The 19,599-nt window shown below is 65.3% G+C and carries 20 protein-coding genes and 1 tRNA gene; 8 read left to right on the plus strand and 13 right to left on the minus strand.

Going from position 1 to position 19,599, the window contains the following annotated elements; all coding sequences use genetic code 11:
* Nucleotides 1-192: 192 nt before the first annotated feature.
* From AC3WQM_RS31005 to AC3WQM_RS31055, 11 genes are all read right to left on the minus strand, one after another.
* Nucleotides 193-269 (minus strand) — tRNA-Pro (locus tag AC3WQM_RS31005).
* 26 nt (nucleotides 270-295) lie between these two features.
* Complete coding sequence (locus AC3WQM_RS31010) at nucleotides 296-754, minus strand: MerR family transcriptional regulator (protein WP_095746000.1); 459 nt, start codon at nucleotides 752-754, stop codon at nucleotides 296-298.
* Between the two features lie 64 nt (nucleotides 755-818).
* Nucleotides 819-1,193, minus strand: a complete 375-nt coding sequence (locus AC3WQM_RS31015) for an integration host factor subunit alpha (protein WP_095747662.1) — start codon at nucleotides 1,191-1,193, stop codon at nucleotides 819-821.
* Nucleotides 1,194-1,195: 2 nt separating this feature from the next.
* Nucleotides 1,196-3,637 (minus strand): phenylalanine--tRNA ligase subunit beta, encoded by a 2,442-nt coding sequence (pheT, locus tag AC3WQM_RS31020; RefSeq protein ID WP_492683730.1) that lies wholly within the window; start codon nucleotides 3,635-3,637, stop codon nucleotides 1,196-1,198.
* A gap of 45 nt (nucleotides 3,638-3,682) precedes the next feature.
* The gene (gene pheS, locus AC3WQM_RS31025; RefSeq protein ID WP_056579739.1) at nucleotides 3,683-4,759 is read right to left on the minus strand and encodes a phenylalanine--tRNA ligase subunit alpha; all 1,077 of its coding nucleotides are present in this window, start codon (nucleotides 4,757-4,759) and stop codon (nucleotides 3,683-3,685) included.
* 112 nt (nucleotides 4,760-4,871) lie between these two features.
* On the minus strand, nucleotides 4,872-5,231 hold the full coding sequence (gene rplT, locus AC3WQM_RS31030) for a 50S ribosomal protein L20 (RefSeq protein ID WP_007832499.1): 360 nt from the start codon (nucleotides 5,229-5,231) through the stop codon (nucleotides 4,872-4,874).
* A 24-nt stretch (nucleotides 5,232-5,255) separates the two neighbouring features.
* Nucleotides 5,256-5,459: a 50S ribosomal protein L35 gene (gene rpmI, locus AC3WQM_RS31035; RefSeq protein WP_007832497.1), complete on the minus strand. Its 204-nt coding sequence runs from the start codon at nucleotides 5,457-5,459 to the stop codon at nucleotides 5,256-5,258.
* Between the two features lie 153 nt (nucleotides 5,460-5,612).
* Complete coding sequence (infC, locus tag AC3WQM_RS31040) at nucleotides 5,613-6,236, minus strand: translation initiation factor IF-3 (protein WP_492683754.1); 624 nt, start codon at nucleotides 6,234-6,236, stop codon at nucleotides 5,613-5,615.
* A 101-nt stretch (nucleotides 6,237-6,337) separates the two neighbouring features.
* Nucleotides 6,338-8,245, minus strand: coding sequence for a threonine--tRNA ligase (gene thrS, locus AC3WQM_RS31045; RefSeq protein WP_492683731.1), 1,908 nt, complete (start codon nucleotides 8,243-8,245; stop codon nucleotides 6,338-6,340).
* Between the two features lie 329 nt (nucleotides 8,246-8,574).
* A complete protein-coding gene (gene aceA / locus AC3WQM_RS31050) occupies nucleotides 8,575-9,906 on the minus strand; it encodes an isocitrate lyase (protein ID WP_099790869.1) in 1,332 nt (443 codons plus the stop codon).
* Nucleotides 9,907-10,111: 205 nt separating this feature from the next.
* Nucleotides 10,112-10,534, minus strand: a complete 423-nt coding sequence (locus AC3WQM_RS31055) for a gamma-glutamylcyclotransferase family protein (RefSeq protein WP_492683732.1) — start codon at nucleotides 10,532-10,534, stop codon at nucleotides 10,112-10,114.
* A 35-nt stretch (nucleotides 10,535-10,569) separates the two neighbouring features.
* Here AC3WQM_RS31055 and AC3WQM_RS31060 point away from each other — a divergent pair, with 35 nt between their 5' ends.
* Both AC3WQM_RS31060 and AC3WQM_RS31065 read left to right on the plus strand, forming a co-directional pair.
* On the plus strand, nucleotides 10,570-11,499 hold the full coding sequence (locus tag AC3WQM_RS31060; protein ID WP_489058679.1) for a DMT family transporter: 930 nt from the start codon (nucleotides 10,570-10,572) through the stop codon (nucleotides 11,497-11,499).
* A gap of 155 nt (nucleotides 11,500-11,654) precedes the next feature.
* Nucleotides 11,655-12,104: an SWIB/MDM2 domain-containing protein gene (locus AC3WQM_RS31065; protein WP_153283126.1), complete on the plus strand. Its 450-nt coding sequence runs from the start codon at nucleotides 11,655-11,657 to the stop codon at nucleotides 12,102-12,104.
* Between the two features lie 40 nt (nucleotides 12,105-12,144).
* Here AC3WQM_RS31065 and AC3WQM_RS31070 read toward each other — a convergent pair whose 3' ends face one another.
* Complete coding sequence (locus tag AC3WQM_RS31070) at nucleotides 12,145-12,924, minus strand: helix-turn-helix domain-containing protein (RefSeq protein ID WP_492683733.1); 780 nt, start codon at nucleotides 12,922-12,924, stop codon at nucleotides 12,145-12,147.
* A 94-nt stretch (nucleotides 12,925-13,018) separates the two neighbouring features.
* Between AC3WQM_RS31070 and AC3WQM_RS31075 the strand changes: the two genes are divergently transcribed.
* Entirely contained in the window at nucleotides 13,019-13,312 is a 294-nt protein-coding gene (locus AC3WQM_RS31075) for a hypothetical protein (RefSeq protein ID WP_492683734.1), read from the plus strand.
* Here AC3WQM_RS31075 and AC3WQM_RS31080 read toward each other — a convergent pair.
* Nucleotides 13,278-15,002, minus strand: coding sequence for a thiamine pyrophosphate-binding protein (locus tag AC3WQM_RS31080; protein WP_492683735.1), 1,725 nt, complete (start codon nucleotides 15,000-15,002; stop codon nucleotides 13,278-13,280). The genes AC3WQM_RS31075 and AC3WQM_RS31080 overlap by 35 nt on opposite strands.
* A gap of 95 nt (nucleotides 15,003-15,097) precedes the next feature.
* Here AC3WQM_RS31080 and AC3WQM_RS31085 point away from each other — a divergent pair, with 95 nt between their 5' ends.
* The 5 genes from AC3WQM_RS31085 (at nucleotide 15,098) to AC3WQM_RS31105 (ending at nucleotide 19,598) form a co-directional block, all read left to right on the plus strand.
* The gene (locus tag AC3WQM_RS31085) at nucleotides 15,098-15,754 is read left to right on the plus strand and encodes a TetR/AcrR family transcriptional regulator (protein WP_095946946.1); all 657 of its coding nucleotides are present in this window, start codon (nucleotides 15,098-15,100) and stop codon (nucleotides 15,752-15,754) included.
* A gap of 174 nt (nucleotides 15,755-15,928) precedes the next feature.
* Nucleotides 15,929-16,921, plus strand: coding sequence for a tripartite tricarboxylate transporter substrate binding protein (locus AC3WQM_RS31090; protein WP_492683736.1), 993 nt, complete (start codon nucleotides 15,929-15,931; stop codon nucleotides 16,919-16,921).
* Nucleotides 16,922-16,955: 34 nt separating this feature from the next.
* Entirely contained in the window at nucleotides 16,956-17,729 is a 774-nt protein-coding gene (locus tag AC3WQM_RS31095; protein WP_492683737.1) for an ABC transporter permease, read from the plus strand.
* Between the two features lie 40 nt (nucleotides 17,730-17,769).
* Nucleotides 17,770-18,774: an ABC transporter substrate-binding protein gene (locus AC3WQM_RS31100; RefSeq protein ID WP_492683738.1), complete on the plus strand. Its 1,005-nt coding sequence runs from the start codon at nucleotides 17,770-17,772 to the stop codon at nucleotides 18,772-18,774.
* A gap of 44 nt (nucleotides 18,775-18,818) precedes the next feature.
* Nucleotides 18,819-19,598 (plus strand): ABC transporter ATP-binding protein, encoded by a 780-nt coding sequence (locus AC3WQM_RS31105; protein WP_492683739.1) that lies wholly within the window; start codon nucleotides 18,819-18,821, stop codon nucleotides 19,596-19,598.
* The last annotated feature ends 1 nt before the right edge of the window (nucleotide 19,599 follow it).

The following is a 19,599-nucleotide window of genomic DNA, read 5'->3' on the forward strand; positions in this document are numbered from 1 at the left end:
AGGGTAGGGTTTTACGTGGGTCAGTCTTAGACGGAAATTACTGCGTTAGCTGGGTCAATTTTCGGCGGCAATCAACAGGCGTGGAGAGGGCTGAAAACCTGCCGGTTTGTCAGAACACTCCCTCATTTGTCAGACGCAAAGAAAAACGGGTCAGAGCTTGTGGCTCTAACCCGTTGATCTATCTACTGATTTTGGTCGGTGTGAAAGGATTCGAACCTTCGACCCCTTGCACCCCATGCAAGTGCGCTACCAGGCTGCGCCACACACCGAAGCTCTCGATTATAGCGGGCTAAATTCAGTGTCCGACAGTCAGCAGCTCACGAATTTCAAAGAGTTCGCGGCGAAGGTGCAACAACTGCGACAGGTCGACGGTCTGTGCGGCCGCCGCGGGCCCCGGTTCCTCGTGCACGGCGGCGTCAAATTCTTCCTGGCCGATCTCGATGGCCTCCAGGCCTTCGAGCGGTACTTCGCCTGCCTTGCGGCGGTCGCGCTCGCCTTGCGTGAGTTCCTGCAACTTGTTGCGCGCACCGCTGATGGTGAAGCCCTGGTCGTAGAGCAGGTCGCGGATGCGGCGGATCATCAGCACCTCGTGGTGCTGGTAGTAGCGACGATTGCCGCGCCGCTTCATCGGGCGCAGCTGCGTGAACTCCTGCTCCCAGTAGCGCAGCACGTGCGGCTTCACGCCACAAAGTTCGCCGACCTCACCGATGGTGAAGTAGCGTTTGACGGGAATCGGCGGGAGCGTTTTCTCCATTGAAATCAAGACTGTGCGCGGGAAACCTCATAGATTACTCTACGCGGCCGCACAGCACCAAGCACTATTCCGCGCCCAGGCTCCACTCGACTTCGGAAGTGCCGCCCTGCGGCTCGACGCTGCCCTGGATCTGCTCCTTGAGCTTCGCACTCGCATGGAAGGTGGCCACGCGGCGCTCGCCGATCGGAATGGCTTCGCCGGTGCGCGGGTTGCGCCCCGGACGCGGCGCCTTCACGCGGATCTGGAAGTTGCCGAAGCCCGAGATCTTCACATCCGTGCCCTCGATCAGGCTGCTGGCAACGAGCTCGAAGAACGCCTCCACCATGTCCTTCGACTCACGCTTGTTCAGGCCGATCTGCTCGAACAGCAGGTCGGCCAGGTGCGCTTTGGTGAGCGCCGGCGTTTCGAGGGCTTCGAGCGTGAATTCGGCGGCGTTCATCTTCATCCTCTCAAGCGGCCGCCCAGGGTGGCGCCCAGTTGTTCGACGATTGCACGGACAGCGGGTTCGACCTGCTCGTCCGTCAGCGTGGCGGCATCGCTCTGGAAGGTCAGGCGCACGGCCATGCTCTTCTCGCCCGGTGCGAGCGCACCCGGCGCGGCCATGGCGCCTTCGCGCAATGGCTGCGGACGGTAGATGTCGAACAGCGTCGCATCGCGCAGCAGGCCCGAGGCGGACGCGCCCGCGCGGATGGCCTGCATCAGCGCGTCGTGTGACACCGCTTCGGCCACGACCACCGCGATGTCGCGTTCGACGGCCTGGTGCTTGGGCACCGGCTGCGCCACGGGCACGGGCCGCGCCGTGACGGCGTCGAGGTCGAGTTCGAACAGCACGGGCGCCTGGGTGAAGTCCCACTTCTGGCGCCAGCGCGGATGCAGTTCGCCGATGAAGCCGATGGCCTGGCCGTCGAGCAGCACGCGGGCCGAACGGCCGGGGTGCAGCGCGGGGTGCTCGGCCGCTTCGAAGGTCGGCACGCGCGGCGCGAGCAGCGCTTCGACATCACCCTTGACGTCGTAGAAATCGACACGCTGCGGCTTGCCGTCCCAGCGCGATGCCTCGGCATCGCCCCAGGCCAGGCCTGCCACGCGCATGGGCTGGTTCACGCCGCGCACGGTGCTGTCGGTGGTGACGACGCTGTCGTCGCGCAGGAACACGCGGCCCAGCTCGAACACGCGCACGCGCGGCGCCTTGCGGTCGAGGTTGAACTTGAGCACCTGCAGCAGCGAACCGAGCAGCGACGAGCGCATCACGCTCATCTGGCTGGCAATGGGGTTCAGCAGCTTGACCGGGTTGGCGTTGCCCGCAAGGTCCTGCTCCCAATGCGCCTCGACAAAACTGAAGTTGATGGTTTCCTGGTAACCCAGCGCTGCAACGCTGCGACGCACAGCGAAGCGGCTGCGCTGCGCTTCGGGCCGCACGCGGGCCGTGATGGGCGCGAGCGGCGCGGTGGTCGGCAGGTTGTTGAAGCCGATCAGGCGCGCCACTTCTTCGATGAGGTCTTCCTCGATCAGCAGGTCGAAGCGGTGCGGCGGCGGCGTGACGGTCAGCGTGCCTTCGCCTTCGGTGATCGCGAAACCGAGGCGGTGGAGCGCATCGGCGCATTGCGCCTGCGTCAGCGGCATGCCGATGACGCGCGCGGCGCGGGCCACGCGCAGCGTGACGGCCGCGGCTTCGGGCAGGCGCAGCGTCTGGTCGTCCATCTTGCCGGCTTCGCCGCCGCAGATCTCGACGACCAGTTGCGTGATGCGCTCGATGATCTGCACGGTGCGGCTCGGGTCGACGCCGCGCTCGTAGCGGTGGCCGGCGTCGGTCGAGAAGTTGAAGCGGCGCGAACGGCCCTGCACGGCCTCGGGCCACCAGAACGCGGCCTCGACGTAGATGTTGCGCGTGTCGTCGGACACCGAGGTGGCGTCGCCGCCCATGATGCCGGCGAGCGATTCGACTTCGCGGTCGTCGGCGATGACGCCGACCTTTTCGTCGACGGTGATCGTCGTGCCGTTGAGCAGCTTGAGCTGTTCGCCCGCCTTGCCCCAGCGCACCGTCAGGCCGCCGTGGATCTTGTCGAGGTCGAAGATGTGGCTGGGCTGGCCGTACTCGAACATCACGTAGTTCGAGATGTCGACCAGCGGCGTCACGCTGCGCTGGCCGCAGCGCGCGAGGCGTTCGACCATCCAGGCCGGCGTCGCGACCTTGGTGTTCACGCCGCGCACGATGCGGCCAGAGAAACGACCGCACAGGTCGGGTGCCTCGACCTTGACGGGCAGCACATCGGAGAACGACGTGGCCACGGGGGCGATGGCTGGCGTCTTCAGCGGTGCGCCGGTGAGCGCGGCAAGTTCGCGCGCCACGCCGTACACACTGAGGCCGTGCGCCAGATTGGGTGTGAGTTTGAGGGTGAGCAGCGCGTCGTCGAGCTTGAGCACGTCGCGCACGTCGGCGCCGAGGGGTGCGTCGGCGCCGAGTTCGAGCAGGCCGCCGTGGTCTTCGCTCAGCTTCAGTTCGCGCGCCGAGCACAGCATGCCTTGGCTCTCGACGCCGCGCAGCTTGCCGAGCTTGATGAGGAAGGGTTTGCCGTCTTCACCCGGTGGCAGTTCGGCGCCGACGAGGGCGCACGGCACCTTGATGCCGACGCGCGCATTGGGCGCACCGCACACGATGTTCAGCAAGGCGCCCTGCCCCACGTCGACCTGGCACACGCGCAGGCGGTCGGCATTCGGGTGCTGCTCGGCTTCCTTGATTTCGCCGACCACGATGCGCGTGAAAGGCGGCGCCACCGGACGGCGCTCTTCGACCTCGAAGCCGCCCATGGTGAGCGTTTCGGCCAGTGCGGCGCTGTCGAGGGGCGGATTGCAGAACTCGCGCAGCCAGGATTCCGGGAATTGCATCTCTTCGATCTCGATCTGGTTTTTCTATCTGTGGAAAGGACGTGCTTACTGGAACTGCGAGAGAAAACGCAGGTCGCCGTCGAAGAAGAGGCGCAGGTCGTTCACGCCGTAGCGCAGCATCGTGAGCCGGTCGGGGCCCATGCCGAAGGCGAAGCCGATGTAGCGCTCGGGGTCCAGGCCCATGTTGCGCACGACGTTCGGGTGCACCTGGCCCGAGCCGGCGACTTCGAGCCAGCGGCCGGCCAACGGGCCGCTCGCGAACTGGATGTCGATCTCGGCGCTCGGCTCGGTGAACGGGAAGAAGCTGGGGCGGAAACGCAGCACGAGGTCGTCGCGCTCGAAGAAGGTGCGGCAGAAGTCAGTGAAGACGACCTTCAGGTCCTTGAAGCTCACGTTCTCGCCGAGCCACAGGCCTTCGCACTGGTGGAACATGGGCGAGTGAGTGGCGTCGCTGTCGACGCGGTAGGTCCGGCCCGGCGCGATCACGCGGATCTCGGGCGCCTTCACAGTGCCGGTGGTGTCTGCTGCCGCAGCGGCGAACTCGGCCGCGTACTTCTTGGTGTGCTGGTGGGCGTAGCGCACCTGCATCGGGCTGGTGTGCGGACGCAGGTTGTACGGGATGCCGTCGTCGCCCTTGAGGTCGACGTAGAAGGTGTCCTGCATCGAACGCGCCGGGTGGTTCGGCGGGTTGTTGAGCGAGGTGAAGCTGTGCCAGTCGCTCTCGATCTCGGGGCCGTCGGCCACGTCGAAGCCCATGCTCGAGAAGATTTCCTCGATGCGCTCCAGCGTGCGGCTCACGGGGTGCAGTCCGCCGCCGGCGCGGTGGCGGCCGGGCAGGCTCACGTCGAGCGCTTCGGCGCGCAGCTGCAGCGAAAGCTCTTCGTCGGCGAGTTGCTGGCGGCGATCGGTCAGTGCAGCCTCGATGGCCTGCTTGCCGACGTTGATCGCAGCGCCGCGGGACTTCTTCTCTTCGACACTCAGCGCAGCCATGCCCTTCATCAGCTCGGTGATGCGGCCCGACTTGCCAAGGAACTGAGCCTTGGCGTTTTCGAGCTCTGCGGGCGTTTTCGCTTCAGCGAAGGCGGCGCGTGCGGTGTCGACCAGGGAGTCCAACTCGTTCATAGCAACAAAAATCTTCGAGGGGAAATAAAAAAGAGCTGGAGCCTTTTCAAGCGCCAGCCCTTGAGCCGTGGGCGCAAGAAGCCGTCCGGAGACGGCGACCTGCTGTGCAAAATCAAGCAGCCAGCTTGGCCTTGACCTGCTCCACGATGCCGGCAAAAGCGGCCTTGTCGTGCACGGCGATGTCCGCAAGCATCTTGCGGTCGATCTCGATACCGGCCTTGCGGATGCCGTTGGCGAACTGGCTGTAGGTCAGGCCCAGTTCACGCGAGGCGGCGTTGATACGCGCGATCCACAGCTGACGGAACACGCGCTTCTTGGTACGACGGTCACGGTAGGCGTATTGCCCAGCCTTCATCACCGCCTGTTTGGCGACGCGGAAGACATTACCGCGGCGACCGCGAAAACCCTTGGCGAGTGCGAGAACTTTTTTGTGGCGGGCGCGAGCCGTTACACCACGTTTGACGCGAGGCATGTGTTTACTCCTTGTTCGTCTGAATTAAATGCCACGGCCGGGCAGCATGGCGGCGACAGAAACCATGTTGGTTTCATGCACTGCGACTGCACCACGCAGGTGACGCTTGTTCTTGGTGGTCTTCTTCGTCAAGATGTGACGCTTGAAGGCTTGACCGCGCTTGACGGTGCCACCGGGACGAACGCGGAAACGTTTTTTCGCGCTGCTCTTGGTCTTCATTTTGGGCATGTAAATGCTCCTTTAGTTTGTGCTCGTGAGGCGCCGCGGATACTCCACGGACTTGTTGGCCCCGAGACACTTCTTTATCTCGCCCCCGCCTGCACTTCTTTCGAAATGCGGGCCAGGGCGAAATCCCTTCAAAACCCGTCTACTGCAAATGCCTCAGGCGGTTGCCGTGGGCGCTGCTGCCGGCGCAGCATCTGCTGTCGGCTTCGGCGCCGCGCCGCCAACCTTCTTGCGGCCCGGTGCGATCATCATGATCATCTGACGGCCTTCCAGCTTCGGGAACTGCTCGACCATGATCGTGTCGCCCAGCTCGTCGCGAATACGCTGCAAGAGTGCCAGACCGAGCTCCTGGTGCGTGATCTCGCGGCCGCGGAAGCGCAGCGTGATCTTGCATTTGTCGCCCTCTTCAAGAAAGCGCCTGATGTTGCGCATCTTGATGTTGTAGTCGCCATCGTCGGTACCGGGCCGGAACTTGATTTCCTTGACCTCGATGACCTTCTGCTTCGACTTCGCCTCGGCTGCCTTCTTCTGCTCGTGGTACTTGAACTTTCCGTACTCGATCAGGCGGCACACGGGCGGATTGGCCGCAGCAACGACCTCCACCAGATCCACGTCGGCCTCACCCGCAAGGCGCAAGGCTTCGGAAAGGCTCATGACACCCAATGGCTCGTTTTCCGGGCCGACCAGGCGGACTTCCGGGGCCATGATTTCCCGGTTCAGGCGGTGTTGGCGTTCCTCGCGGTGGCGGCGGTCGCGAAATGCAGTAGCGATGGTCAGAATCCTTCAAAGTTTGCTACAAAATCTGTAGCGATCGCCGCTCAGTCTTCGCGGACAGGCGGCACGAGATGGCAGAGAAACATATGGGGTGTTTCAGAGACAAATCAACGCTTGTCAGCAACGTCCTGGACGAGCCGTTGCGTGAACGATTCGAGGGACATTGCACCGAGGTCTTGATTGCCCCGGGCGCGCACTGCGACGGCACCTGCTTCCTTTTCCTTGTCACCCACGACGAGGATGTAAGGGAGCTTTTGCAACGAATGCTTCCGTATTTTATACGTAATCTTTTCGTTGTGCAGATCCAGCTGAACTCTAAGCCCTTGATTTTGCAGCGTTTTCGCAACTTGCGCAGCGTAGTCGGCCTGTCCTTCGCTGATATTGAGCACCGCCACCTGCACCGGAGCGAGCCACGCGGGCATGGCGCCGGAGTGGTGTTCGATGAGCATGCCAATGAAGCGCTCGAGGCTGCCGACGATGGCGCGGTGCAGCATCACCGGGTGGGCGCGGCCGCTCGATTCCGTGACGTATTCGCCGCCCAAGCGCTCGGCCGTGTTGAAATCGACCTGCATCGTGCCGCACTGCCAGTGACGACCGATGGCGTCGCGCAGCGTGTATTCGATCTTCGGGCCGTAGAAGGCGCCGTCGCCGGGCGAGATGACGAAGTCCACGCCCGAACGGCGCAGCGATTCCATCACCGCGTGCTCGGCCTTGTCCCACAGTTCGTCGGAACCGACGCGGTTTTCGGGCCGCGTGGCGACCTTGTAGAGAATGTCCGTGAAGCCGAAGTCGGCATAGACCTTCTGCAGCTGCGCCGTGTAGGCGATGCATTCGTCGAGGATCTGGTCTTCCGTGCAGAAGATGTGGCCGTCGTCCTGCGTGAAACCGCGCACGCGCATGATGCCGTGCAGCGCGCCGCTGGGCTCGTTGCGGTGGCACTGGCCGAACTCGCCGTAGCGCAACGGCAGGTCGCGGTAGCTGCGCAGGTCGCTCTTGAAGATCAGCACGTGGCCCGGGCAGTTCATCGGCTTGAGCGCGTACTCGCGCTTCTCCGACTCCGTTGTGAACATGTTGTCGCGGTAGTTCTGCCAGTGGCCCGTCTTCTCCCACAGGCTCTTGTCCAGGATCTGCGGGCCCTTCACTTCCCAGTAGCCCGTGTCGCGGTAGATGCCGCGCATGTACTGCTCGACCTGCTGCCAGACCGCCCAGCCCTTGGGGTGCCAGAACACCACCCCCGGCGCCACCTCGTCGATGTGGAACAGGTCGAGTTCCTTGCCCAAGCGTCGGTGGTCGCGCTTCTCGGCTTCCTCGATGCGCTGGATGTACTGGTCGAGCTGCTTCTTGTCGGCCCAGGCCGTGCCGTAGATGCGCTGCAGCTGCTCGTTCTTGGCGTCGCCGCGCCAGTAGGCGCCGGCCAGCTTCGTGAGCTTGAAGACCTTCAGGAAACGCGTGTTCGGCACGTGCGGGCCGCGGCACATGTCAACGTATTCCTGGTGGTAGTACAGGCCCATGGCCTGCTCGTCGGGCATGTCTTCGACGAGGCGCAGCTTGTAGTCCTCGCCACGCGACTTGAAGACCTCGATGACTTCCGCGCGCGGCGTCATCTTCTTGATCACGTCGTAGTCCTGCGCGATCAGCTCGCGCATGCGCGCCTCGATGGCGGCCATGTCTTCGGGCGTGAACGGGCGCTCGAACGAGATGTCGTAGTAGAAGCCTTCGTCGATCACAGGCCCGATCACCATCTTGGCCGTCGGATACAGCTGCTTCACCGCGTGACCGACCAGGTGGGCCGTCGAGTGGCGGATGATCTCCAGGCCCTCGTCGTCCTTGGGCGTGATGATCTGCAGCTTGGCGTCATGGTCGATGACGTCGCTGGCATCGACGAGCTTGCCGTCGATCTTGCCGGCCACCGTCATCTTGGCGAGGCCGGGGCCGATGGACTGGGCCACTTCGGCCACCGAAACCGGGCCGGGGAACTCGCGGCGCGAGTTGTCGGGGAGCGTGATCTGGATCATGTGAAAACCTCGGGGAGAAAAACAAAAAAGCGCGGTGGATGCCGCGCTTTGCTTGGTTGGTGCGCTGGAAAAACCAGCGAGCGCGGGGCTACCGGCCCTTTCCTTCGAAGAAGAAAAAGCCGCTGAATCCTTGCGGGGTAGTTCGCGGTGTCATAACCAAGGTGCCTTTCTCGCTCTTGTTGAGTGCAGAGGGGGGGGATTCTAGCCGCTGCCTGCTCAGGCTGTGGAAGCCGTTCTTTCGAGTCCGAACCCACGAAAAAGCCCGGCGCAGGGCCGGGCTCGGGGGTGACAGCGCAGCGCGCCGTCACTCAGCGATCAGCGAAGGCAGCTCAGTGGAACTGTTCTTCTTCGGTCGAACCGGTCAGCGCCTTCACGCTGGACGAGCCGCCCTGGATCACGGTGGTCACGTCGTCGAAGTAGCCGGCGCCGACTTCCTGCTGGTGCGACACGAAGGTGTAGCCCTTGTCGCGTGCGGCGAACTCGGGTTCCTGCACCATGTTCACGTAGTGCTTCATACCTTCGCCGCGGGCGTAGGCGTGGGCGAACTGGAAGGTGTTGAACCAGTTGATGTGGATGCCGGCCAGCGTGATGAACTGGTACTTGTAGCCCAGCGCCGACAGGTCTTCCTGGAACGAGGCGATCTGCTTGTCGTCCAGGTTCTTCTTCCAGTTGAACGACGGCGAGCAGTTGTACGACAGCAGCTTGCCAGGGCAGGCGGCGTGCACGGCTTGCGCGAACTCACGGGCGAAGCCGATGTCCGGCACGCCGGTTTCGCACCACACCAGGTCGGCGTACGGTGCGTAGGCGACGCCGCGGCTGATGGCTTGCTCCAGGCCGTTCTTGACGCGGTAGAAGCCTTCTTGCGTGCGCTCGCCCGTCAGGAAAGGCTTGTCGTTGGCGTCGTGGTCGGACGTGATCAGGTTCGCGGCTTCCGCGTCGGTGCGCGCCAGGACGATGGTCGACACGCCCATGACGTCGGCGGCGAAACGTGCCGAGATCAGCTTCTCGCAGGCTTCCTGCGTCGGCACGAGCACCTTGCCGCCCATGTGGCCGCACTTCTTGACGGCCGCCAGCTGGTCTTCGAAGTGCACGCCGGCAGCGCCCGACGCGATCATGTTCTTCATCAGTTCGAAAGCGTTCAGCACGCCGCCGAAGCCGGCCTCTGCGTCGGCCACGACCGGCAGGAAGTAGTCGATGAATTCCTTGTCGCCCGGGTTGATGCCGCGGCCCCACTGGATCTCGTCGGCGCGCTTGAAGGTGTTGTTGATGCGACGGACCATCGTCGGCACCGAGTCGTAGGCGTACAGCGACTGGTCGGGGTACATGGTTTCAGACGTGTTGCCGTCGGCGGCGACTTGCCAGCCCGACAGGTACACGGCTTCCAGGCCGGCCTTGGCTTGCTGCATGGCTTGGCCAGCAGAGATCGCGCCGAAGGCGTTCACGTAGCCCTTCTTGGCGCCGCCGTTGATCTTGTCCCAGAGCTTTTCAGCGCCGCGCTTGGCCAGCGTGTGCTCGATGGGGAGCGAACCACGCAGGCGAACCACGTCGGCTGCGCTGTAGCCGCGCTTCACGCCCTTCCAGCGCGGGTTGGTGGCCCAGTCCTTTTCGAGGGCGGCAATTTGCTGTTCGCGGCTCAGTTGTTCGTTCAGGGTCTGGGGCATGGTCACTCCGTGAGGTTGATTGAAGGTTGGCGTTGCGGCCGTGGGGTTACTGTAATCCGATTGCGGACTCTTATGTCTTATAGAAGACATATTTTTGAACCAACGAAATCAACAACTTACGGAGATATTTCTCAATGAGAAATTATTTTTCTCATATCGAGAAAAAATATTGCGGCGCAGCAGTTCGAGTTTTCGCGATGCGGAATCACTCTTTCGGTTGTGAAAACGAACGCGCTTCCGCCGCGATGTCCGCCGCATGCGCGATCCAGTCGCCGCCGTCGATCACGCGTCGGCCCGCGATGCGCGTCGGATGGATCTCGTAGACCAGGCAGTCGATCGATTGCGCGCCCACCGCCACACGCACGCTGCGCCGGATGTACTCGCCCGAATCGTCGTCCGCCACTTCTTCGAGCCGGTCGAGTTCGCGCTCGACCTCCGGTGCGATGCGATAGACCTCGCCCTTCACGCGCCCTGCCCCGCCGAGCACCACGCCCGGGTACGCACCCAGGTCGTACAGCGTGCCGGCGATGAAGGCCTCGCCGACGAACACCGGCGCCGGCCGGTAGCGCGCGATGTCGTTGCACCCGTCGCGCCGCAGCGTGCCGTAGACAAGAACGTGGGGCATCATCGAATCCATCCGATCAACAACCAGCGCCCAGTCTATTGAACCCCGCCGCTTCCACCTCCGGCCGCCTCGTGGCCTACGGCTGCCTGGCCTTGAGCATGTCGCTCGTCGGCATCTACGTCGCCCTCTCCAAGCCGCTGGTGGCCGCCTTCCCGGTGCTGCTGCTGGCCTGGCTGCGCTTCGGCATCGCGGCGCTCGCCATGCCGCATTGGCTCCAGCCCACGCCCGACGAGCCGCCCATGAGCGCACGCACGCGCGGGCTCGTGTTCCTCGAGTCCTTCCTCGGCAACTTCCTGTTCTCGATCTGCATGCTGTTCGGCGTGAGCCTCACCAGCGCCGTGTCGGCGGGCGTGATCATGGCGTCGATCCCCGCAGTGGTCGCGGTGGCGAGCTGGCTCTTCCTGCGCGAGCGCATCACGGCGCGCATCGGGCTGGCCATCGGCTGCGCCGCGCTCGGCATCGGCCTGCTCGCATTCACGCCGACGCATGCACCGGCCACCACCGGCCCTACGGTCGGCGCACCGTCGATGCCCTGGCTGGGCAACCTGCTCGTGTTCTGCGCGGTGCTCTGCGAGGCCGCCTACGCGGTGATCGGCAAGTCGCTCACCGGCAAGCTGGGGCCCAAGCGCATCGCCTCGCTCATCAACCTGTGGGGCTTCGTGCTGTCGATGCCCTTCGGCATCTGGTTCGCGCTGCAGTTCGACTTCACCGCCGTGCGCTTCGGCACCTGGGCACTGCTCGTGGCCTACGCACTGGCCGCCAGCATCTGGACCGTGTGGCTGTGGATGACCGGACTTCGCCACGTACCAGCGGCACAAGCGGGTGTCTTCACTGTCTTGCTGCCCGTCAGCGCGGCCCTCGTGGGCGTGCTCGTGCTCGGGGAAAACCTCACTTCGCCGCAGCTGCTTGCGTTCGCGATCGCCCTCGTGGGCGTGGTGCTGGCGACGTGGCCGGGGCGACGAACGTGAACAACGTCCCTTCGCCCCTCTGAAAAAACAACAGCTCCCAATGAAAAAAGCGCTTTTTCCCTTGGAAACGCGTTTTTTCTCATTTAGCATCCGCATTGCCACTGGAGACGCAAGTTTTTCATTGGTGAACGTTCAACCAAAAAAGGAAATCAACCATGGCAACTGCAAAGAAGGCTCCGGCCAAGAAAGCTCCGGCAAAGAAGGCCGCTCCCGCAAAGAAGGCTGCGGCTCCTGCAAAGAAGGCCGCTCCGGCCAAGAAGGCAGCGGCGCCCGCCAAGAAGGCTGCGGCTCCTGCAAAGAAGGCTGCACCGGCGAAGAAGGCTGCTCCTGCAAAGAAGGCTGCTCCCGCCAAGAAGCGCACTCCCAACGCTGCGTTCATGAAGGCCCTGACCCCCAGCCCGGCCCTGGCCGCTGTGGTCGGTTCGACGCCTCTGCCGCGCACCGCTGTGGTGAGCAAGCTGTGGGACTACATCAAGAAGAACAACCTGCAAGACAAGGCCAACAAGCGCAACATCAACGCCGACGCCAAGCTGAAGGAAATCTTCGGCAAGGCCCAGGTTTCGATGTTCGAACTGGCTGCGCTGATTGGCAAGCACGTCAAGTAAGCGTTCGGGGGCCTCGTGCTCCTGAGTCAAAAAGCCCGCGTCATGCGGGCTTTTTTTTCGCCTGCAGCAAGCCCTCGCCCGCCTCGAAGAAACGCGCGGGCGTGCAGCTGAAGTGCTTGCGGAAGGCCTCGATGAAGGCGCTCACCGAGCTGTAGCCCACCGTCAGTGCCACGGCCGTCACCGACTCACCCAGACTCAGCAACTCCACCGCCTTCAGCAAGCGCGCCTGCTGGCGCCACTGCGCGAAGCTCCATCCGGTCTCTGCAGCGAAGCGGCGCGTGAGCGTGCGGCGGGCCATGCCGATGCGATCGGCCCAGTCGTCGATGCCGTCGGCCAACGCCGGATCGTTCGCCATTGCGCTCGCCATCGCCACCAGCCGCGGGTCCTGCGGCATGGGCAGGTGCAGCGACTCGCGCCCACTGGCCGCCAGTTCGTCGACCAGCACACCCACCAGTCGCGTGCGGCGGGGCTCCAGCAGCGCATCGGATGCCTCCAGCGACATCAGCCGCGCCACCAGCTCCCGCACCAGCGGCGTGGCGGCAAAGACATGCGGCCCGTCCGGCAGCGCCGCCGCATCCGACGCATCGATGTGCAGGCTCCACCCCGACGTGGCACCGAAGCTCTGTGCGGCATGGGCGCAGCGCGGCGCAATCCAACCGATCCATCCCGGCGGCTGCACCCAGCGGCCCGCAGGCGTCTCGATGACCTGCAGGCCCTCACGCAGCGCGAACAGCTGGCCAGTCTCGTGCGCGTGATAGCCCGTGACGCGCGGTGCTTCGTGCGCGTAGCGCCAGAGCGTCGCGGGCGACTCAACCGCCATGGCTGGCCCGCGGGCGGTATCGATTGGCCCCGCGCCGCAAGCCGAGCAGCGCCCCGCCGCCTAGCATTGGACGCATCTCCACCAAGGAACCGCCATGAAAGCGCAAGACCTCATTCCCGACGGACAGGACTTCACCGTCATCGACGGCCACACCGTGCGCAAGGGCTCGGTCGGCGCTTTCCTCGCCAATGCGCGCGTGCTCGAAGACGCCAACGCCACGGCCGACGAACGCCGCGTCGCCCGCGACGACCTCGCGGCGCTGATTCCCACGCTCGACGCGCTCGGCCTGTTCGACGTCTTCGAACTGCGCTCGCCCGCGCTGCGCGACGAGGTGGCCCGCCATCGCGTGACGCTCAGCCCTGCGCCTGCTGCTTCGCCGCGCGCGTGATCGACGCCAGCGTGCCGCGCGTGGTGATCACTTCGGGGTCGAGCGGGATCTCGATCAGCGTGCCCGTGTCGGCCGCCAGCGCGCGCAGCAGCGCCGCCTCGAACTGCGCCGTCTCGGTGACGCGCTCGGCCGCGTAGCCATACGCACGCGCCAGCCCGCAGAAGTCGGGGTTGCGCAGCGCGGTGCCGCTGGTGCGCTCGGGGTACTCGCGCTCCTGGTGCATGCGGATCGTGCCGAACATGCCGTTGTTGAGCAGCACGACGATGCTCTTGCCGCCGTGCTGCGAGGCCGTGGCCAGCTCCTGCCCGTTCATCAAGAAGTCGCCGTCGCCCGCGATGGTGAAGGCCACGCGCCCGGTGGCGATGCTCGCGGCAATGCCCGCCGGCACGCCGTAGCCCATCGCACCGCTGGTGGGCGCCAGCTGCGTCTTGGCGCCCTTGGCGAGCCCGTGGTAGCGGAAGTAGCGGTGCACCCAGCTCGCGAAGTTGCCGGCGCCGTTGGTGATGGCCGCATCCGCGGGCAGGTGCTTCTGCAGCAGCGCCACCACGGCGGCCATGTCGACCGCGCCGCGTGGCGTCTCGGCCGGCATGCCGGCGAGCGCCTGCGGCTGCAGCCAGGCTTCGTAGTCCGCGTGCAGCTGTTGCGTCCAGGCTTCCCACGGCAGCGACGGCGGCGCGCTCAGCACCTCGAGGCTGCGCGCCGCGGCGCTCATGCCGGCATTGATCGCCAGGTCGGCCTGGTAGACGCGGTTCAGTTCCTCGGCGCTCGCATGGATGTGCACCAGCGTCTGCTTGGCCTTCGGTGCTTCGAGCAGCGTGTAGCCGCCGGTCGTCATCTCGCCCAGGCGCGGGCCGATGGCCAGCACCAGGTCGGCGTCCTTCACGTGCTGCGCGAGCTTCGGGTTGATGGCGATGCCGACGTCGCCCGCGTACTGCGGGTGGTGGTTGTCGAAGGTGTCCTGGAAGCGGAAGGCGTTCGCCACCGGCAGGCGCCAGTTCTCGGCGAAGCGCTGCAGCGCCTGCGCGGCCTGCGGCGTCCAGCCGCCGCCGCCGGCGATCAGCAGCGGGCGCTGCGACTTCAGCAGCAGCTCGCGCAGCGTGCGCAGCGCGCCCGGGTCGCTCCACGGCTGGACCGCTTCCACGCGCGCCAGCGGCCGTGCCGCCGTCTCGGTGCGCAGCATGTCCTCGGGCAGCACCAGCACGACCGGGCCCGGCCGGCCGTTCATCGCGGTGGCGAAGGCGCGCGCGATGTACTCGGGAATGCGGTCGGCGTCGTCGATGCGCTCCACGCGCTTGGCGAAACCCTTGGTGCTCGGCCCGAAGAAGCTGGCGTAGTCCACTTCCTGGAAGGCTTCGCGGTCACGGAAGTCGCTGCCGACGTCGCCCACGAACAGCACCATCGGCGTCGAATCCTGGAATGCGTTGTGCACGCCGATCGAGGCATTGGTCGCACCCGGCCCGCGCGTCACGAAGCACACGCCCGGGCGCCCGGTGAGCTTGCCGTGCGCCTCGGCCATGAAGGCCGCGCCGCCCTCCTGCCGGTTCACCACGAAACGCGCGCGGTCGCGGTAGGCATGGAAGCCGTCGAGCACCGCCAGGAAGCTCTCGCCCGGCACGCCGAAGGCGAGTTGCATGCCTTGTTCGACCAGGCACTCGACGATCAGGTGGCCCGCGGGTTGTGATGTACTCATGGAAAGTTCGAACCTCAGTTGCAAATGTCTCCGGCGATTATGTGTGCCTGCCTTCCACGCCTTGTCTTAATTCCCCAATTGGTTAAATTCGCGTCATGAAGGCCCCCAAGGACTCTTTGCCCGAAACGCTCGAGCCACGCTCGCGCGACGCCGACCGCTCGCAGCTGGCCATCCTCGCGTCGGCGCGCGACGAGTTCGCCGCGCGCGGCCTGGCCGGTGCGCGCATGGACAGCATCGCCGAGCGCGCGGGCCTGAACAAGCGCCTCATCTACTACTACTTCGGCAGCAAGGACGACCTGTTCCTGGCCGTGCTGGAACGCGTGTACGCCGACATCCGCGCCGCCGAGCAGCGCCTGCACCTGGACGAGATCGAGCCCGTCGAGGCGATCCGCCAGCTGGTGTCGTTCACCTGGCACTACTACCTGGAGCATCCCGAGTTCATCACGCTGCTCAACAGCGAGAACCTGCACGGCGCCGCGCACCTGAAGCGCTCCGACCGCATCCAGGAGATGAACTCGCCGCTGGTGCAGCTGCTCGACACCGTGCTCGAGCGCGGCAAGAAGGACAACCTCTTTCGCGCCGGCGTCGACCCGGTGCAGCTGTACATCTCGATCGCCTCGCTGTGCTACTTCTACCTCTCGAACAACCACACGCTGTCGGCCATCTTCGGGCGTGACCTGCGTGCCCCCAAGGCGATGGCGCAACGCCTCTCGCACATGACCGACCTCGTGCTGGGCTACGTCCTGCACTGACCTGACCGATCGGCGCGCGTCCCGCAGCGGGCCGCGCCCCCTCTTCCTCGCTCTCCGGGTATTCACTAGGCGGCCGCCGTTGACGCTGCGGCGCAGCCGTTTCTAGAATCGGCAATTCACTCATTGGTGAATTGATCGATCCAAGCATGCGGCCCGACCGCGCGGAGACACCCCTTGAAGCCCTTTGCCAGCACTGCACGCACCACCGTCCTTGCCTCGCTGACCTGCATCGCCGCCCTGCTGCCGGGTCTGTCTGCGGCGCAGAACGGCTACCCCACCAAGCCGATCCGCGTGATCGTTCCGTTCGCCGCCGGCAGCACGACGGACATCATTGCCCGCGCCATCGCCGACAAGATGAGCCTCAGCATGGGCCAGACGCTGGTCATCGACAACCGCGGCGGCGCCAGCGGCACCATCGGCCAGCAGGCGGTGGCCACGGCCGCGCCCGACGGCTACACGGTGATGATCCATTCGTCGTCGCACACGGTCAGCCCCTCCACCTTCGCCAAGCTGCCCTTCGACACGCTGCACGACTTCGCGGGCGTCACGCCGATCTCGTCGCTGCCCAACGCGCTCGTCATCTCGCCGAGCAAGAACATCAAGACCCTGCCGCAGCTGCTGGCCGCCGCGCGCGCCAAGCCCGGCAGCATGAACTTCGCCTCGGCCGGCCAGGGCAGCGCCACGCATCTGAACGCCGAGAAGTTCAAGATGGCCGCGAAGATCGACGCGACCAACATCCCCTTCAAGGGATCGGGCGAGGCCGTCACCGAAGTGCTCTCGGGCCGCGTCGACTACTACTTCTCGCCCATCGCGCCCGTCATCGGCCAGATCAAGGACGGCCAGCTGCTCGCACTGGCCGTGGGTTCGCCCAAGCGCGCCGCCGCCCTGCCCGACGTGCCCACCACCACCGAGGCCGGCGTGCCCGGCTCCGAGTTCAACTTCTGGATCGGCATGATGGCGCCCGCCAAGACGCCGCGCGACGTCGTCAACCGCCTGCACGACGAGGTGGTCAAGGCCCTGGCCACGCCCGAGGTGAAGGAGCGCTTCCTCAAGCTGGGCGCCGACGCCTGGACGCTCAAGCCCGAGCAGTTCGACGCCTACATCAAGGACGAGATCGCGAGCAACGCGCAGCTCGTGAAGGCCGCGGGCCTGTCGGTCCAGCCGTAGTCCGAACCCAGAGGCTCCCGTCGTCGTCGCCGCCATGTTCCGCAAGCTCCTGCTCTCCCCGGCCCTGCGCCCGTTCTTCCTGATCCTGTTGCTGCTGGTGCTGTGGGACCTGGTGATCCGCCTCTTCAAGATTCCGGCCTACCTCGTTCCCCCGCCGTGGGAGGTGGTGAAGCAGCTCGTGGCCGAATGGCCGCGCCTGCTGGCCGAAAGCTGGAAGACCACGCTCGCCACGCTGGGCGGCTTCGGCCTCACGATCCTCATCGGCATTCCGATCGCGATGGTCATCGCCTACTCGCGGCTGGTCGAGTCGTACGTGTACCCGCTGCTGGTGTTCTCGCAGAGCATTCCCAAGGTGGCGATCGCGCCGCTGTTCGTGGTGTGGTTCGGCTTCGGCATCTTTCCGAAGGTGATCAGCGCCTTCCTGCTGGGCTTCTTCCCGGTGGTGGTGTCCACGGTGATGGGCTTCAAGTCGGTCGAGCCCGACATGCTCGACCTGGCCCGCTCGATGGGCGCGAGCCGCCTGCAGACCTTCTTCAAGATCAGCCTGCCGCAGGCCCTGCCCGCGATCTTCAGCGGCCTGAAGGTGTCGGTCACGCTGGCCGTGGTGGGCGCGGTGGTCGGCGAGTTCGTCGGCTCCAACTCGGGCATCGGCTACGTGCTGCAGGTGGCCAACGGCAACTTCGACCTGCCCTTGATGTTCGCTGCGCTCGTGGTGCTGTCGAGCATCGGCGTGATCCTTTTCGTCGCCGTCGACCTCGTCGAGCGCGTGATGATTCCGTGGCACGCCTCCCAGCGCCACGCGCACTGAGTTCCTTCGCCATACCCAGAAAACTCCCGGAGACAACGCCATGAAGAAACTGCTTCCCTCGCTGCTTGCCGCAGCCGCGCTCGCCACCTTCGCCATCGCCCCCGCCCACGCGCAGGGCGACAAGCCGAAGGACAAGGTCACGCTGATGCTCAACTGGTACCTGTACAGCGAGCACGCGACCTTCTTCCTCGGCAAGGACAAGGGCTTCTACGCCGAGGAAGGCATCGACCTGGACATCCAGGAAGGCCGAGGCTCCGCCGTCACCGCGCAGGCGGTGGCCGCCAAGTCGGCGACCTTCGGCTACATCGACGTCACCACGATGATCAAGGCGGCTGCCAAGGGCGCGCCGCTGAAGTCGACCGGCGTGCTGTTCCAGGTGAGCCCGATGTCGGTCATGGGCTTCACCGAGAAGAACATCAAGACGCCCAAGGACATCGTCGGCAAGACCGTGGCCGTGACGCCGGGCGATTCGATGTCGCAGATGTGGCCACTGTTCCTCAAGGTCAACAACATCAAGCCCGAGCAGGTGAAGATCGTCTCGGGCGACGCGCAGACCAAGCTCAATGCGGTGACCAACGGCCAGGCCGACCTGCTGCTGGGCTACGTGATGGACCAGGCCATCAAGCTGCAGGACGCCACCGGCAAGCCCGTGACGCCGATCCGCTTTGCCGACTCGGGCGTGAACCAGATCAGCTCCGGGATCATCACCAACAAGAACCTGCTGACCGAGAACCCCGACCTCGTGAAGCGCTTCATGCGCGCCTCGACCAAGGCCGCCGAAGCCGCCGAGAAGAGCCCCGAGGCGGCCGTGGACGCGATGCTCAAGGCCAACCCGAAGGCCGGCGTGCGCGACACGCTCATCGTCGGCATGAAGCAGAGCGTGGCGCTGTACCACACGAAGGACACGGCCAACCAGCGGCCGTTCCGCGTGGCGATGAAGAACGTCAACGACTCGCTGGACCTGCTGGTGCAGTACGGCGGCATGGATGCGTCCACGCGCGGCAAGCCGGAAGACTACGTGACCCTCGACTTCCTGCCGAACTGATTCCCTGCCCTGCGCGCTCGCTGTTGCCACCTCTCACGCATCCCATGTCCCAAGTCAACCTGATCGAAGCGCGCGGCGTCTCGAAGACCTACCAGAGCAAGGACGGCCCGGTCGAATCGCTCAAGCCGCTCGACTTCGCCATCCGGGAAGGCGAGTTCGTCTCCGTCGTCGGCCCCTCGGGCTGCGGCAAGAGCACGCTGCTCAAGATGGTCGCGGGCCTGCTGCCGATCAGCGGCGGCGAGCTCACGCTGGCCGGCAAGCCCATCAAGGGGCCGCAGAAGGACGTGGGCATCGTGTTCCAGGGCGCCGTGCTGCTGCCCTGGCGCAGCGTGGAAAACAACATCCTGCTGCAGGCCGAAATGCGCCACCTGCCCAAGGCCGCTTCGCAGGCCCGGGCGCGCGAGCTCATGGACATGGCGGGCCTCAAGGGCTTCGAAGGCAAGTACCCGTGGCAGCTGTCGGGTGGCATGCAGCAACGCGCCTCGATCTGCCGTGCGCTGCTGCACGACCCGTCGGTGCTGTTGATGGACGAGCCCTTCGGCGCGCTCGACGCAATGACGCGCGAGAAGATGAACCTGGAGCTGCAGCGCATCTGGATGGCGTCGAAGAAGACCGTGATGCTGATCACCCACAGCATCCCCGAAGCCATCTTCCTGTCGGACCGCGTGATCGTGATGAGCGAGCGCCCCGGCTCGATCGCCGCCGTGTACGACATCGAACTGCCGCGCCCGCGCACGCTGGACATCATGGCCTCGGCCGAGTTCGGCGCCTACACCAAGCAGGTGCGCGCGCATTTCTTCTCGCAGGGCATCCTGGACCACTGAG

It is taken from the genome of Variovorax sp. FW301-JW7, from assembly GCF_058788795.1.

What these genes read in the sequence shown, in the direction of transcription:
- AC3WQM_RS31010 (WP_095746000.1), bottom strand. Translation starts at nt 754, where the DNA reads ATGGAGAAAACGCTCCCGCCGATTCCCGTCAAACGCTACTTCACCATC.
- AC3WQM_RS31015 (WP_095747662.1), bottom strand. Translation starts at nt 1,193, where the DNA reads ATGAACGCCGCCGAATTCACGCTCGAAGCCCTCGAAACGCCGGCGCTC.
- pheT (WP_492683730.1), bottom strand. Translation starts at nt 3,637, where the DNA reads ATGCAATTCCCGGAATCCTGGCTGCGCGAGTTCTGCAATCCGCCCCTC.
- pheS (WP_056579739.1), bottom strand. Translation starts at nt 4,759, where the DNA reads ATGAACGAGTTGGACTCCCTGGTCGACACCGCACGCGCCGCCTTCGCT.
- rplT (WP_007832499.1), bottom strand. Translation starts at nt 5,231, where the DNA reads ATGCCTCGCGTCAAACGTGGTGTAACGGCTCGCGCCCGCCACAAAAAA.
- rpmI (WP_007832497.1), bottom strand. Translation starts at nt 5,459, where the DNA reads ATGCCCAAAATGAAGACCAAGAGCAGCGCGAAAAAACGTTTCCGCGTT.
- thrS (WP_492683731.1), bottom strand. Translation starts at nt 8,245, where the DNA reads ATGATCCAGATCACGCTCCCCGACAACTCGCGCCGCGAGTTCCCCGGC.
- aceA (WP_099790869.1), bottom strand. Translation starts at nt 9,906, where the DNA reads ATGCCCCAGACCCTGAACGAACAACTGAGCCGCGAACAGCAAATTGCC.
- AC3WQM_RS31055 (WP_492683732.1), bottom strand. Translation starts at nt 10,534, where the DNA reads ATGATGCCCCACGTTCTTGTCTACGGCACGCTGCGGCGCGACGGGTGC.
- AC3WQM_RS31065 (WP_153283126.1), top strand. Translation starts at nt 11,655, where the DNA reads ATGGCAACTGCAAAGAAGGCTCCGGCCAAGAAAGCTCCGGCAAAGAAG.
- AC3WQM_RS31070 (WP_492683733.1), bottom strand. Translation starts at nt 12,924, where the DNA reads ATGGCGGTTGAGTCGCCCGCGACGCTCTGGCGCTACGCGCACGAAGCA.
- AC3WQM_RS31075 (WP_492683734.1), top strand. Translation starts at nt 13,019, where the DNA reads ATGAAAGCGCAAGACCTCATTCCCGACGGACAGGACTTCACCGTCATC.
- AC3WQM_RS31080 (WP_492683735.1), bottom strand. Translation starts at nt 15,002, where the DNA reads ATGAGTACATCACAACCCGCGGGCCACCTGATCGTCGAGTGCCTGGTC.
- AC3WQM_RS31085 (WP_095946946.1), top strand. Translation starts at nt 15,098, where the DNA reads ATGAAGGCCCCCAAGGACTCTTTGCCCGAAACGCTCGAGCCACGCTCG.
- AC3WQM_RS31095 (WP_492683737.1), top strand. Translation starts at nt 16,956, where the DNA reads ATGTTCCGCAAGCTCCTGCTCTCCCCGGCCCTGCGCCCGTTCTTCCTG.
- AC3WQM_RS31100 (WP_492683738.1), top strand. Translation starts at nt 17,770, where the DNA reads ATGAAGAAACTGCTTCCCTCGCTGCTTGCCGCAGCCGCGCTCGCCACC.
- AC3WQM_RS31105 (WP_492683739.1), top strand. Translation starts at nt 18,819, where the DNA reads ATGTCCCAAGTCAACCTGATCGAAGCGCGCGGCGTCTCGAAGACCTAC.